This is a genomic window from Streptomyces brasiliensis (assembly GCF_014647875.1).
Taxonomy (GTDB): Bacteria; Actinomycetota; Actinomycetes; order Streptomycetales; family Streptomycetaceae; genus Streptomyces; species Streptomyces brasiliensis.
Genome location: NZ_BMQA01000004.1, coordinates 293,867 through 307,727, shown reverse-complemented (window position 1 = coordinate 307,727; position 13,861 = coordinate 293,867). Strand labels below are relative to the sequence as shown.

Annotated in this window: 7 protein-coding genes; 2 read left to right on the top strand and 5 right to left on the bottom strand. The window is 74.1% G+C overall.

Annotated elements, in window-relative coordinates; genetic code table 11:
- Positions 1-2 precede the first annotated feature (2 nt).
- The 5 genes from IEZ19_RS09115 to IEZ19_RS09095 are packed head-to-tail and all read right to left on the bottom strand — an operon-like array spanning position 3 to position 10,831.
- Positions 3-3,581, bottom strand: a complete 3,579-nt coding sequence (locus IEZ19_RS09115; RefSeq protein WP_229840100.1) for a vWA domain-containing protein — start codon at positions 3,579-3,581, stop codon at positions 3-5.
- Positions 3,582-3,586: 5 nt separating this feature from the next.
- Entirely contained in the window at positions 3,587-4,756 is a 1,170-nt protein-coding gene (locus tag IEZ19_RS09110; RefSeq protein ID WP_189310572.1) for an ATP-binding protein, read from the bottom strand.
- Positions 4,753-4,956 (bottom strand): hypothetical protein, encoded by a 204-nt coding sequence (locus IEZ19_RS09105; protein ID WP_189310571.1) that lies wholly within the window; start codon positions 4,954-4,956, stop codon positions 4,753-4,755. The genes IEZ19_RS09110 and IEZ19_RS09105 overlap by 4 nt, the downstream gene beginning before the upstream one ends.
- The gene (locus IEZ19_RS09100; protein WP_189310570.1) at positions 4,953-9,980 is read right to left on the bottom strand and encodes a hypothetical protein; all 5,028 of its coding nucleotides are present in this window, start codon (positions 9,978-9,980) and stop codon (positions 4,953-4,955) included. Before IEZ19_RS09100 ends, IEZ19_RS09105 begins: the two co-directional genes overlap by 4 nt.
- A complete protein-coding gene (locus tag IEZ19_RS09095) occupies positions 9,977-10,831 on the bottom strand; it encodes a DUF4132 domain-containing protein (protein WP_189310569.1) in 855 nt (284 codons plus the stop codon). Before IEZ19_RS09095 ends, IEZ19_RS09100 begins: the two co-directional genes overlap by 4 nt.
- A gap of 587 nt (positions 10,832-11,418) precedes the next feature.
- On the opposite strand from IEZ19_RS09095, the gene IEZ19_RS09090 reads away from it, so the two are divergent.
- Positions 11,419-13,278: a phage tail sheath subtilisin-like domain-containing protein gene (locus IEZ19_RS09090; protein ID WP_189310568.1), complete on the top strand. Its 1,860-nt coding sequence runs from the start codon at positions 11,419-11,421 to the stop codon at positions 13,276-13,278.
- 33 nt (positions 13,279-13,311) lie between these two features.
- Positions 13,312-13,836 (top strand): phage tail protein, encoded by a 525-nt coding sequence (locus IEZ19_RS09085; protein ID WP_004003113.1) that lies wholly within the window; start codon positions 13,312-13,314, stop codon positions 13,834-13,836.
- Positions 13,837-13,861: the final 25 nt, after the last annotated feature.

The window sequence follows — 13,861 nt, the reverse complement described above, 5'->3', positions numbered from 1 at the left end:
GCTCATGCGATCTTCTCCCCTACCCAGCGGGCGAGTTCGAGCGGGCTGAGGGCGGCGACGGGCATCCCGGCGGCGACCAGCTGCCCGGCGACACCGGTGGAGTACCGGGGCCGGCCCGTGTCGTCGAGGCTCGCGCAGCCCAGGACGTGACAGCCCGCGCCGACCAGGGCGCGGACCTCGGCGAGCAGCCCGCCGACCGGATACCCCTCCTCGAAGTCGCTCACCACCACGACGAGCGTGCGCGACGGCACGGTGACCAGCTCGCGCGCGTGCCGCAGCCCCGCGGCGATGTGCGTTCCGCCGCCCACCCGGACCTCGAGCAGCAGGGACAGCGGGTCCTCGACGTGGTCGGTGAGGTCGAGGACCTCGGTGGAGAAGGCCAGGAAGTGCGTGGACAGCGTGGGCACCCCGGCCAGCACCGACGCCGTGAGGGCGGCCCAGATCGTGGACGCCTCCATGGACCCGGACACGTCGGTGACCAGGATCAGCCGCCAGTCGGCGGCCCGCCGAGCCCGCGCGCGGAACACCGGGCGCTCCGGGATCACCTGCACGGTGCCGTCCGGGGCTCGGCGCGCCGTCGCCAGGTTGGCGCGCAGAGTGCGGGGCAGGTCGAGGCCACCGCCGGGGCGTCTGCTGGGGCGCGGCAGGGCGGTGCCGTGCAGGGCCGGGCGCAGCCGGGTGGCCAACTGCCGCGTCAGGGCCTCGACCAGGCGCCGTACGAGCGGACGCAGTGCGGCCAGCCGGGCCTCCGGCAGCCCTCCCGCGTGCCGGAGCACGGAACGCAGCAGGTCGACCGAGGGCCGGACGCTGTCCGCGTCCAGCTCGGCGATCACATCCTGGCGGCCCGTCGCGGCGGCGGCCGCCAGGACCTCCTCGCGGATACCCGGCCCGAACAGCGCCGCCAGTTCCTCGGACCACTCGCGCACACCGGGATACGCCGCCTCCCGGCCACCGCCCCGGCCCCCACCGGTCAGATCCCCTCTGCTGCCCTCGCCCCGTCCGCTGCCGTACAGCTCGTCGAGTGCGGTGGCCAACGCCGCGGTCCGGGTGGGAAGTTGGTCGGTACGGCGGCCGAGGACGAGCCGCCAGCGGTCGGCGGGGGCCAGGCGGTGCTCCTCGCCGGGCGGAGTCCAGGCGTCCGCAGGGCTCGAGGGCTTCCGCCGCTCACGTGGAGGGGGGAGGAGGTCCAGCGTCCGCAGCGCCTCGCGTGCCGCCAGGTCCGCGGCGGTCCAGGTGGCGAGGGAGACGGGATCGATGCCTCCGGTGTCCGCCAGGTGATCCGTGTCCAGGCGCTCCTCGACGGCCGTGAGGAGGCGGTCGCGAGCGGCCGGACTGAGCGTGTCGAAGCCGCCGCGCAGGGCCGGGAGCCGGTCGAGGAAGTCCTGGTCGGACAGCTCGGACACCCGGTTGAGCAGGGGCTCGAGGGCCGGTGCCGCGGACTCCAGGAGCCGGCCCGCCGCGCTGAGCAGACCGGTGAGCCGCGCGGTGAGCGCGGACCGGGACTCGGGGTCGGTGGCCGTGTCGACCCACGAGGCCACGCGACCGCCGAGGATCTCGGGTTCCTCGTGTCCGAGGAGCACGCGTACGGCTCCCGCGGCGCCGCGCATCAGGGGCGAGCCGTCGGCGGCCAGCCGGGCGAGGGCGTCGGTGAGCAGGATGCCGCCCAGGAGGTCGGCGCGGTGGGCGAGTTCGAGCAGGGCGTGCGCGTCGCCCGGTTCCTCGGAGCCCGCGAGCCCGTCCACCTGGCGTACGGCGGCGGTGGTCAGCGACTCGGCGACCTCCGCCGCGCGGGCCGTACGGTCCTCGTCGGTGTCGAGCCCGGCGACATGCCCGGCCCGCAACCGGTCCAACAGGGCGAGTCCGGCGAGGAGTTCGGGAAGGGTGCCGGACCGGGGCAGCACCTCGGCGGCGTCGGCGAGCCGCTCGTCCGTGAGGGCGGGCAGACCGCACTCCGCCGCCTGCTCCAGACCGCCCAGCGTCTGTGCCGCGGTGGGTCCGCCCGCCGCAAGTTCGCCGTGCCGCCGCTCACGCAGCACTCCCTCGGCGGCCTGCGCGGCGGTGACACCCCGGACACCGGCCGCGTTCAGCATGGCCTCGGTGGCGGGTGTCCAGCGCACCTCCCAGCGCGAGGTCAGCGCCTCCGCGCCGCCCGCGCCGACGACCTCCGTCGCGTCGGCGTACGGCACCCCGCACACCGACAGCCGGCGCAGCAGCAGTTCACGCCGGCGGTCCAGGTCGGACCGGAGCGGGTCCAGGCGCAGATCACGGGCCGTCGTCCGGCCGGTGTCCGCCGGACCGGGCAGGCCCAGCGCCGCAAGCTCCGCCTCGACCGCCGGCGCGAGACCGCTACGCGGGGCGTCCGGCGCCGGGCGGCCGCCGCGCGTTCCGACGAGCACGCTTTCCATCGCCCGGGCGACGGCCCGGCCCCGCCCGTACGGCTCGCCCTGCGCCAGCACCGTCTGCACCGCCTCGACCAGTTCTCCCCGGCCGGCCGCGGGCAGCCCCCGCAGCCGGGCGAGGTCTCCGGCGAGCCTGCTGATCTCACGCGCGTCGGCGGGCCCCGACGGGTGTCCCTGGGCGCGCAGTTCCGCGCAGACCCGTACGGCCGCCCGGGTCAGCACGTCCTCCAGCGCGGCCGGATCGCCCGCCGCGTCGAGGACCAGGTGCTGCCACTCCGGGTCGCGGATGCCGGCCGGGTAGCCGGAACGCTCGTCCAGGAGCGCGTAGGTGTAGGGGATGAGCGAGGTCGTCCAGGTCCGGACGGGTTCCTGCGTCTGCGGTGGGGGCGGTTCCTCGTCGATGGCTTCCCGCGATGGAGACGGTTCCTCGAAGGCGCTTTCCTGTGGCAGGGGCGGTTCTCCGGAGGCGGCTCCTCGCAGTGGGGTCGGCTCCTCGGCGGGCGCGGGGAGCAACGCCGGGGCGTGGAACGCGCCGACCAGCACGGCCGCCCGCCCGCCCTGTGCGGCGGCGGTGGCCAGGCAGGAACGCATCCACCGCTCCCGCCGCAGATCCAGCTCCGCAACACCCCCCGACGCAACCGCGTCCTCGCGCAGCGCCCACCCCGTGAGCAGCGCCGCGCGCCGCAGTGCCTCCGGCGGGGAGCCCGGCGCGGTGGCCTCGACGAGCCGGTCCCACAGGTCGTCTCCCGGGCGGCCGGTGAGCCGCTCACGGAGCGCGTCCGCGAGACGCGGCACACCGGCCCCCTGCGAGGACGGGTGCCGTTCCGTCCACCCCCGGTCAGCCAGCGGCAGATCGCACGCCACCGTGCGCACCCCGCGCCGCGCGGCCCAGCGCACCGCCGCGAGTTCGGGGGAGAAGTCGGCGAAGGGGTAGAAGGCCGGGCCCCCGGAACCGTCGCTCGGAGCGGCGGCGAGGGCGACCGGGGCCCGGGTCTCCTCATGGGCGAGCCACGGCAGCCATTCCTGCAGCTCGCCGGGGAGTTCGACGAGCAGCACGTCCGGCTCGGCGGCCTCCAGCAGCGCGGGTACGACCGCCGCCAGGGAGGGCGCGTGATGTCGTACGCCGATCAGATACGGCGCCGCCGGGTCGGTGAGCCGGGCGACGGCGTCCTCGGGGTGCACGGTCGTCAGCCTTCCAGAACCGTGCGCAGGTCCCACAGGGTGCGCCAGGTGGCGGAGCCCTGCTCGGCGCGGCGCCGTACCGGACCGTCCCAGTAGCCGCGCAGCCGGGCCGCGTCGGCGGGATCGTCCTTGCGTACGACGCCCAGGAGGTGCCCCGGCAGCAGCCCGAGCACATCACGGTCCCCAGGGAAGTAGGCCGCCGCCAGCCCGAGCGCGCCCGCTACCGACACCGCCTCGGCGGTGCTCATCACCGTGGAGGGCCGCTCGACCTCCCAGCCCTCCGCCGACCGTCCCTCCCGCAGATCGCGGAACGCGGTGACCAGCGCCTCCAGTACGGCGTCGTCGACCCGGAACGGCGCGCCCGCCCGCTCCACCGACGCCCGCGCCTGGCTGCGCACCAGCGCGGTCTCCGCGTCGAGGTCCGGGATGGGGCCGACGGTCTCGAAGTTGAACCGGCGCTTGAGCGCGGCGGACATCTCCGAGACGCCCTTGTCCCGCAGATTGGCGGTGGCGATGAGGTTGAAACCGGGAGCGGCGTGCGCCAGCGCGTCGTCCGTGCCCGCCAGCTCGGGCACCGCGATGCGCCGCTCGGAGAGCAACGACACCAGGGAGTCCTGCACTTCGGGCAGACAGCGGGTGACCTCCTCGACCCGGGCGATGGCACCCCGGTTCATCGCGGTCAGGACGGGTGACGGCACGAGCGCCTGCCGGCTGGGCCCCTGGGCCAGCAACAGGGCGTAGTTCCAGCCGTACTTGAGCTGGTCCTCGGTCGTACCCGCCGTACCCTGTACCACCAGGCCGCTGGTGCCGCACACGGCGGCGGACAGCAGCTCGGACAGCATCGACTTGGCGGTGCCGGGCTCGCCGACGAGCAGCAGTCCTCGCTCTCCGGCGAGCGTGACGACACACCGCTCGACCAGGGCCCGGTCACCCACGAACTTGCCCTCCACCACGAGCCGGCGGGGTATCCCTTCCGGCACCTCGGCGTCGTCCGGCAGCCTCAGGGCCTGCCCTCCACTGCCCATGACGAACGTGACGACCGCACGCGGGGTGAGCCGCCAGGCGGGCGGGCGCGGGCCGCTGTCGTAACCGGCGAGGAAGGCCAGTTCGGTGGCATGGCGATCCTCGGGCGGAACGACCTGACGGGTCGCGTCGGGGGCGAGGGCGGTGGTCATCGGCGGGGGTCCTTCGAGGTGGTACGGATGGTGGTCGTGACAGTGGTTCGACGGGGGACGGCATCCGCCGGTGACGGGTGGCGCGCGCCGGAGTCCGCCGGCGGCGCGTCGTGCGGGTGCGCCTTCGCCGGTGACGCCTCGCGCGGATCGACGATCGTCGCCGACGCCGGGCGCGGCAGCGGCGCTCGGCGCATGCTCATCGGCGCCGCCCCCTCCGGGTCGCCCGTGTCGTCAGCTCCTCGTACGCCGGCGCGTCGCCCTCGCGTACGCGGTTCCAGGCCCGGGTGAACAGGTCCGGCACCGGCAGCAGGGGTACGGCGCGGGCGTGGGGCGGGATCGGGTAGAGGCCCTCCTTCCAGGTCTCCACCGGCAGCGCGGGCGCCTTGAGGTCGTGCCAGCCGCAGGGCAGGAACAAGGTGCGTCCGGCGCGCGGCCGTTTGGCCTCGACGACCAGGCCGGTCGCGGCCAGTTCGGCGCGTGCCTTCCTCATCCGGGTGGGCTTCCAGCCGGTCCAGCGGGCGCAGTTGCGGTCGGTCGGGTCGGGCAGGGCCAGCAGCTGGAGGTACAGCGCGGCCGCGTCCTCGCCCAGGCCGCGCGCCGCAGCGACCTCGGCGACGAGCGCGGGCACGGTGACGATGGGGTCCTGTGCGTACCCGGCGGGCCCCCCACCACCGGCCGTGAGAGCGGGCGCCAGGTCCTGGCCGAGGATCGCCCGCAGCGCCCGCACACCGCTGCTGCGGGCGGCGCCGACCAGCCCCTCGAGCAGGCCGAAGACGGCGTCGTCCGCGCCGGTGAGCCCGGCCGGACGGACCAGGACGGTCTCGGTGTCCCGGTACCAGGGCCGCAGGACGAGCGCCTCGCCGAGGCGGGTGAAGCCGTGCGCGTCGGCGCCTCCCGTGGCGGACAGCCCGTACGCCTTGCGGAGTTCGACGGCGGTCGACCCGCCCTTCTCCGTCCACTCGACGTCGAGATCCAGGAGCAGCTCCGGGTCCGCGACGCGGCGGCGCAGGGCGGCCAGGCCGTCCGGAAGCGCGGTGCGCAGCGGGTGCCCGTACGGCAGGGCGTAGGCCAGCGCAGCCAGGGCGTCGACGGCGTGGGTGAGGTCGTGCCGTCCGGGGAGCGCCGCCGGATCGTCCGGAACCAGGTTGCCGTCCTTGCCGGGCCGCTGCACCGTGGTGCGGCTGAGCCAGGGCGTGCGCCCGGGGTTGAGCACGGCCTCCGCCGAGCCGACGGGCACGCCGGGGAGGTCGAGGTCCTCGGGGAGGCGGACGAGTGAGCCGAGCCGCTCGGCCCACAGACCGCTCGCGGCAGCGACGTCCGGTCCGGCCGTCCACAGATCGGCCGGGTCCTCGGGCAGCAGCGCCCCGGTCAGCGCGGCCCGGTCCTGCTGGTGGAGGCCGCTCAACATGCCGTCGCCGAGATCCTTCTGGCGGGGCTTCAGTTCCATCGCGGCGAGTTCCTCGGGACCGGGCGCGGGTGGCAGACCGGCCAGCAGCACGGTCGCCTGGATCGGACCCAGGGCCTCGCGCGTCGCCGCCGCCAGCGCGGCCGGTGCGTCGGAGCGCCACGGGGCGGCGCCCTTGTCCCGGATCAGCTCGGTGACGGCGGCGAGCTGCCCGGCGCGGATCGCCGACGGGTATCGGGTCTCCTTGTCCAGCGTGAAGTGGGCGACCGCGCCGAACGCGCCGGACGGGTCGTGGTCCAGGGCAAGCCAGTCGACCCGGCCGTGCTGGTTGTCGACGCTCTGGCAGCCCAGGACGACGACGGTGCGGCCGTCGCGGCGCAGCACCTGACCCGCGCGCTGCTGTTTGTCGTGCGGCTCGCTCAGGACGATCTCGCGGAGCGTGCCCCCGGGCTCGGCGAGCGGGCCTTCGGTGAGTGCTTCGAGCAGCAGGAGCAGCGCTTCCCGTTCGGCGTCCGACACGGCGGGCGACGCGGCGCGGTAGGCGAGCGGCCGCAGGACGCCGAGCACGGACGGCCACACCCTGCCGATGCCGGGGATCGTCAGCCCGTCGCTGCGCCAGCCGTCGCCGACGGCACCGAGGCGCTCGCGATCGGCCAGCGGCTTGCCGTCGGCGGGCTTCCCGGCCAGCACGTGGTTGACCGACCGGATCTGCCGCAGCACGCTCCACTGCTTGCCGCCCCACCAGCCGTGCAGGTTGACGAGCCCGGCGGTGGCGTCGCCGATGGTCCGGTCGTCGCCGTGCTGAGGGCTGTAGTCGGCGAACATCTCCTCGTTCTGCCTCGGCTCCTGCCGCTGTCGCTCGGCGGGAGGCGTCGCGAAGGCGGTGGCCGACCCGGCGAGCTGCAGTGCCGTGCGGACGAGGGTTGCGACGCCGACGCGCAGCCGTGCGTCGGTGAGGTCCGGCAAAGAGCCGGTCACCGCGTCTCGGACGACCTTGTCGACGGACGGTACGGCGGCCTTGGCAGCCTGGTCCGAGCCCGCACGGGTCAGTGCCTCCTGGCGGTCGGTCAGCGCCTGGGCCGTGACCCGCAGCACTTCGCCGGCCCGATCGTCGGCCACGGCGCGCAGGACGGCCGAGCCCCGCTCGTCGCGGGGGCGCAGGGCGTGCCAGAAGGCGACCGGCGGCACGAACCTTGTACCGGCAGAGAAGTCACTGCCTCGCTCGCCCGTCGCGACCCGGCCCAGCTCCCCGGCGGCGGAGGTGTCCTCGGCCGCGAACAGGGCGATGCTCTGGTGCTGCCGGACGGCGACGGGCGCGGCTCCGCCGGGCAGCCGCAGCGCGCCGAGCGGCACTCCGGGCAACCGGCCGTTCCGGTCCGCCCGCAAGGTGACCGTCCGGCCGTCCGGGGTCCCGGCGGTCGTACGGGACTCGACGCCGGTTCCCTCCGTGCGCACCCAGCGGCCCAGGACCGTGCCGTCCGTGCCGAACGGGCTGTCCTCCAGGCCGGGTTGCAGGGGCAGCACCTCGCACTGGGCAGGCAGCAGTGAGGCGTCCTCAGTGATGCCGGACCGCAGCAGGGCGGGCAGGGACGCGCGCCCGTGCGTGCCGGTGTCCGGGTCGTACTCCAGCCACACCGACTGCCTGCCCTGCCTGCCTTGGCGCCAGTAGGTGGTGCCGTCGCCGATGAGGGGACGGCTCGGCGGCAGGACCGTGTCCCCGGCGTGCAGGGTGCGGCCACCGGTGGCGCGGCCACCCCCGGGCAGCGGGATCGAGGTCGTGCCGATGTCGTTGCCGGACCACCAGGTGGGGATCTGCTCGCCGCCGAGCGTGAACACCTCGGCGGGACGGGCGGACCAGTAGGCCGACTGCTTGCTGCCCTGCCGCCACATGACGAGCAGTTCGCCGTCGACGTAGCGCAGGCGCGGGCGCTGCCAGCGGTCCAGGTCCACCGGCAGACGCAGGTCGTGTTCGAGCAGGATCTTCTCGGGGCCGACCACCACCGCCTTGTGCCGCCGGACGAGGATCAGCGCCGGCCAGGCCTCATGGACGATCAGGGAGTTGTCCTCGCCCTTCCTGGTCTCCGCGTCCAGCAGCCGCAGCGCGTCCTCCAGGGCGGGCCAGCCCAGCTCGTCCAGGATGCCCGCGCGCAGGGTCCGGCCCAGCAACGGCGCGACCTCACGCCCGGCGATCCGGGCGACGGCCTCCGGGTTGACGTCGGCGGCCACCGTGCGGAAGGGACGCAGCCTGTCGAGCGCCGCTCGCGCTCCCGGCAGGCCCACCGCGCGGACGTAGTCCTCGGCCGCCTCGTCCAGCCACTCCCGCAGCACGTCCCGCAGGACGGGGTGTTCGGCGAGGGACTTGAGCAGGCCGGACGCCGAATGGTCGGGGCCGAGTGCGCCGACGGCCCGGTGCAGCAGGCGGCGCAGTCGCGGGTCCGCCGCGGTGGCGACCAGGTCGCGCCGGCCGGGCCCGGAGTCGCGCAGCCACCGGTCGAGGGCCAGGTGCACGTCCACGTCGGCGTCGGGCACCGCGAGCGGGATGCCCTGCGCCGCGCACAGGTCCAGCAGGTCGAGGTCGGCACCGGCGTGCCAGCGGCCCGTGAAGATGTCGACCGGACGACCTCCGGCCCGCAGCGTCGGCGCCATCCGCTCGACGAGCGCGAGGGTGGCCCGCGAGCGGCTGGTGACCGCCGCGCCGTGCTTGCGGTGTGCGGCCCAACGGCTCAGCCATTCGCCGGCGTCGACGCCTGTCGCCGCGACGTGACCACCGTCGGCGAAGGGGACCGCCTCCGCCCCGGCGCCCTCTTCCGCGCCCGTCAACAGCCCTTCCGCCCCGCTCTCCGCGAGCAGCGCCAGCCAGAACTCGTCGTCCTCGACCCCACGCCCCAGCCCGGCCGGCATGATTTCCAGCAGGCGGGTCCGTACGGCCGGCCGCTCTCGGGTGAGGACCGGAAGCGTGGCGCGGTAGGCGTTCCAGAAGGTGGCCGGCGCACGCACCGCCGCCGGGGAGGCGATCAGGTCGGCCACCAGCGCGCACTCCTCGGTGACCCGGGCCAGGCCTGCCGCCTTGATCAGCCCGCGTGCGTCCTGCGGCAGCGAGGCGTACGGCGGCATCCCGGCCGCGCAGCGCTCCACCGTCAGCTGCCGGAACTGCGCCCAGGCCGCCGCCGGGTCGAGACGGCGGGAGAGGTCCTTCACATGCTCCTTGAGCGCCTTGACCGTCAGCGCCCCGGCGAACGCGAACTCCAGGAACACCGCCCGCTGGCGCTCCTCGTCCACGGCGAGCGCGTGCACCCGCTCGGCCTCGCGGGCCTTGCCGAAGAACGCGGCGGCGTACGTCGTGTTCTCGTGCTGGAGGAAGACGCGGGCCGCCTGCTCGTAGAACGTGGGCAGGAAGTGCGGCACGGCCCGGCCGAGGCGCGTGCCGAGTTCCTCGAAGCCGTCCTTGGCGGTGCCCGGGCGGGACTTGGCCTGGCGCGCGAGCCGCTCCACGTCCTTCACGAGGGCCAGCGCGTGGTGCCCGTTGGCCGGGTCGTTGACCAGCGCCCAGGCCGGGAAGCCCAGGGTCTCCCGGCGCACCTGACCGACCTCCGGCGTCTCGGGTTCGCGGGCCAGGCCCAGGAACTCCAGGGCCAGGTCCTCGGCCTCGCCCAGCGTGCCCGGCACCAGGCGGACCACCCGGCGGTCGTCCAGGGCGGGGTGCGTGTACGTGCGGACCGTCAGGGTGTCGGCGTCCTCGCGGGCGCTGGTGCCCGGCGGCAGGACGGCGCCCGCCTCCAGGAGGGCGGCCGCGGTGGAGGGGTCGTACGTGTGCGTCATGCCGCCTGCTCCTCGTCCTCGACGTCCCGCCCCGCGTACAGCGCGGCGGCCATGCGCATGCCCTCCGACCAGGCGACCGGTCCGACCTGATCGAGCTTCAGCACGCGGCCGGAGGCGTCGGTCCACAGCAGCGGGCCCGTCTCCGTCTCCTCGTAACCGTCGTAGTCGCCGATCCACACCCGGGCCTCGACCCCGCGGCCGTCCTCCAGGACGGAGCAGACCGCATGCCCCCCGCGCACGCGGTAGCCGAGCTGACTTGCCCGGCCGTGCAGGAAGCGCAGTTCCTTGAACGAGCCGCCCGCGTAGTCCTCCACCGTCGTGCCCTCGGCGTCCAGGGCCATCGGGCGGTGCCACACCTCGCGGAACAACTGCTGGGCGCGCTGCTGGACGCCGAGTTCGACGGCGAACTCCCGCAGCTCGTCGAGGTCGTCGAGGAGCACGGGATGCGGGATGCGGACGAGGTCCGGGGCGGTGCGCACCGTGTCGCCGTCCAGGTCGACGAGGCCGATCCCGTGCTCCGGGTCCGCGTCCCGCAGGAACCCGGCGACCTGGCCGTCGGACCCCGTCACGACGACGTCCCGCAGAGCGCCCTGCCAGGCCGGGTCCGGCCACACCCGGGCCACCACGGCGAGGGGCACCGGCAGCGAACGCACCATCCACCGCTCCACGTCGGCCAGGCACTGCCGCTCGTGCCGCTCCAGCCATTCGGCGAGCTGCCGCAGCCCGACGACCCCAGGATCGTCCGCGAGCCTGGCCGGGACGGACTTCAGCCGCCGTCCGGACGCATTGCGGCACACCACCTTTCCGGCCTCCAGCGCGACCTCGTAGTCGCCCGCCGTCACCCACCCCATGCGTGCCTCCCCGCACCGCGTCGATCAAGTGACGGGAACTCTAGGACAGGCCACTGACAACGACCCCGGCGTCCGAAGCCGGCGGTCCGAGCCGGGCACCCCCGTGGAACCGGCCACTCTGGATTGTGTACGACTCGAGGAAGCCCCGAGGACACGTGGCGGGCCGGGCGGGGCGGCTGCCTCGGAGTCCCGTGGGTTCCCGATGTCCTCGTGGGCAGCGGCCGTTGTGGGCTGTGGAGGAGCTGTGGACCGGCTGTCGTGGGCGCGCGGGCACTATGTGCGAATGCCGGGAACGGGCCTTCACGAAACCTTTCCCCGGGCTGGCCAGAAGCCGCCTTGTTCGGTCAACTCCGAACGCCTCAAGGTGGGTTGAGCACTTGAGCATCAGGAGTCACAAGCACGTTGCTTGCCCGGAAACGAACCGTCCGGGTACTGGCGGGGGGCCTGATGCGGTGCGCTCGGCCGCCGTCGGCTTCGTCGTGGGGGCCGTTTGCCGCGCCGGTCCGGAACACATCCCTCCGCTGTCTTCTCTTGGTGCCTTCGTCCGGTGCCCGAAACCCGAGACAGGGACTAGGAGGGGAAAGCCGATGAGCGCGGTGAGCGCCGCCAAGCCGACGTATCCCGGCGTCTACGTCGAAGAGCTTCCCAGCAGTACCCGCACCATCTCGACCCTGACCACATCGGTGACGGCCTTCGTGGGCCACACCCGGCGCGGTCCGCTCAACGAGCCGGTACGCGTCACCAGCTTCGCGGAGTTCGAGCGCCGTTTCGGCGGACTGAGCGCGCGCAGCGCCGTCGGCTACGCGGTGCACCAGTTCTTCGGCAACGGCGGCACGGTCGCCGTGATCGTCCGCGTCACCAGGGCCGGCAGCGGCAAGGTCGCGCGCGTCACCCTGAAGTCCACCGAGGGACACAGCGAGAGCAAGGCCCTCGAGGTGTACGCCAAGGAGCCCGGCGTCTGGGGCAACGGCCTGCGCGTCGCCGTCGACCACGACACGACCTGCCCCGACGAGACCTTCAACCTGCGCGTGTACGACGCCCGGGGCGAGGCCCGCGAGAGCTTCGCCGGTCTGTCCGCCGATCCCGACAGCGGCAGCTACGCGCAGACCGTGATCAACGCCGGTTCCCGGCTGATCCGCGTCGAGGCCGTCGGCGAGGGCCGCCCCGACCCGTCCGGCACGGTCTCCAAGCCGTTCGGGCACGACCTGCCGGATCCGGCCGTCGATCTGACCGTCAAGATCGGTGATGTGGAGCGGGAGTTCACGCTCTACGACCCCGACTGTGATGGTGAAATCCCGTCCTCCGTGGCCGAGTTGGCGCTGCTGCTCGAACGCAAGCTGCGCGCCCTGCCCGACGCCCCCGGCAAGCACGCCTTCGCCGGCGCCGAGGTCACCGCCTTCGGCCGCCGCCTCCAGGTGGTGGCCGGCTCCACGGACCCCGAGGACGTCGTCCGCTTCGTCGGCGAGTGCGCCAACGACCTCGGTCTGGAGGCCTCCGTCAACCCGCCCGTCTTCCCGCTGGACGGCGGCGAGGACGGCGAGGCGCCCGGACCGCGCGACCTCATCGGCTCCGAGGCGGGCAAGAGCGGCATCCAGGCCCTGCGCGACGTGGCCGACGTCAACCTGCTCGTCCTGCCCGAACTGGCGGCGTACGAGAAGACCGAGGACGCCGTCACCGTCGTGTCGGCCGCCCAGCGGCTGTGCCAGGAGCGGCGGATCTTCCTGCTCGTCGACGCGCCCGCCACGTGGGTGAGCGTCGACTCGGCACGCGCGGGCCTCGCCGCCTTCGACGCCGTCCGGGGCAACCACGCGGGCCTCTACTTCCCGCACCTCCAGCTCACCGACCCGCTCACCGGACGGCTGCGCTCCTTCCCGCCCTCCGGCGCGGTCGCGGGCGTCATCGCGCGCACCGACTCCGAACGCGGCGTGTGGAAGGCGCCCGCCGGCACCGAGGCGCGGCTCGCGGGCGTGCACTCGCTCACCGTCAACCTGACGGACCGTGATACCGGTCTGCTCAATCCGCTCGGCGTCAACTGCCTGCGCAGCTTCCCGCTGACCGGTCCCACGGTGTGGGGTGCCCGCACGCTGGAGGGCTCCGACGCGCTCGACAGCGAGTGGAAGTACGTGCCCGTACGGCGGCTCGCGCTGCATGTCGAGGAGAGCCTCCAACGCGGCCTGCAGTGGGTGGTGTTCGAGCCCAACGACGAGAACCTGTGGCAGCAGATCCGCCTCAGCGCCTCCTCGTTCCTGCACACCCTGTTCCGGCAGGGCGCCTTCAAGGGCGGCACCCCGCGCGAGGCCTACTTCGTCAAGTGCGACAGCGACACCACCACCGACGAGGACATCGCGAACGGCGTCGTGAACGTCCTGGTCGGCATCGCGCCCGTGCGCCCCGCGGAGTTCGTGATCGTCAAAATCCAGCAGACGTCCGGCCAGTTCGAGCTGTAGGCCCCGGGAAACGTGGAGAGCTGAAGGAATCCGATGGCAGAGTTCACCGTCAACGCCCATCGTTTCGACCCCTACAAGAACTTCAAGTTCCTGGTCCTGTGGGACGGTCGCACGGTCGCCGGCATCAGCAAGATCAGCCCGCTCAAGCGGACCACCGAGGTCGTCAAGCACCGGCACGGCGGCGACCCGTCCTCCCCGCGCAAGTCGCCCGGCCGCTCCGAGTTCGAGGGCATCACGCTGGAACGCGGGGTCACCCACGACCCCGAGTTCGACCGCTGGGCCAACAAGGTCTGGCAGGTCGGCGCCGGGCTCGGCTCCGAGGTGTCCCTCGCCGACTTCCGCAAGGACATCGTCATCCAGGTCCTCAACGAGGCCGGCCAGGTCGCCGTCTCGCACAAGCTGTACCGGACCTGGCCCAGCGAGTACCAGGTGCTCGGCGAACTGGACGCCAACGCCAACGCGGTGGCCATCCAGTCGCTGAAGCTCGAGTGCGAGGGCTGGGAGCGGGACTACGAGGTGCCCGAACCCGAGGAGCCCTCCTTCCTCAACCCGGCCTGACCCGAGACCAGTCGAGGAGAGCGGG

What these genes read in the sequence shown, in the direction of transcription:
- IEZ19_RS09110 (WP_189310572.1), bottom strand. Translation starts at nt 4,756, where the DNA reads ATGACCACCGCCCTCGCCCCCGACGCGACCCGTCAGGTCGTTCCGCCC.
- IEZ19_RS09105 (WP_189310571.1), bottom strand. Translation starts at nt 4,956, where the DNA reads ATGAGCATGCGCCGAGCGCCGCTGCCGCGCCCGGCGTCGGCGACGATC.
- IEZ19_RS09100 (WP_189310570.1), bottom strand. Translation starts at nt 9,980, where the DNA reads ATGACGCACACGTACGACCCCTCCACCGCGGCCGCCCTCCTGGAGGCG.
- IEZ19_RS09095 (WP_189310569.1), bottom strand. Translation starts at nt 10,831, where the DNA reads ATGGGGTGGGTGACGGCGGGCGACTACGAGGTCGCGCTGGAGGCCGGA.
- IEZ19_RS09090 (WP_189310568.1), top strand. Translation starts at nt 11,419, where the DNA reads ATGAGCGCGGTGAGCGCCGCCAAGCCGACGTATCCCGGCGTCTACGTC.
- IEZ19_RS09085 (WP_004003113.1), top strand. Translation starts at nt 13,312, where the DNA reads ATGGCAGAGTTCACCGTCAACGCCCATCGTTTCGACCCCTACAAGAAC.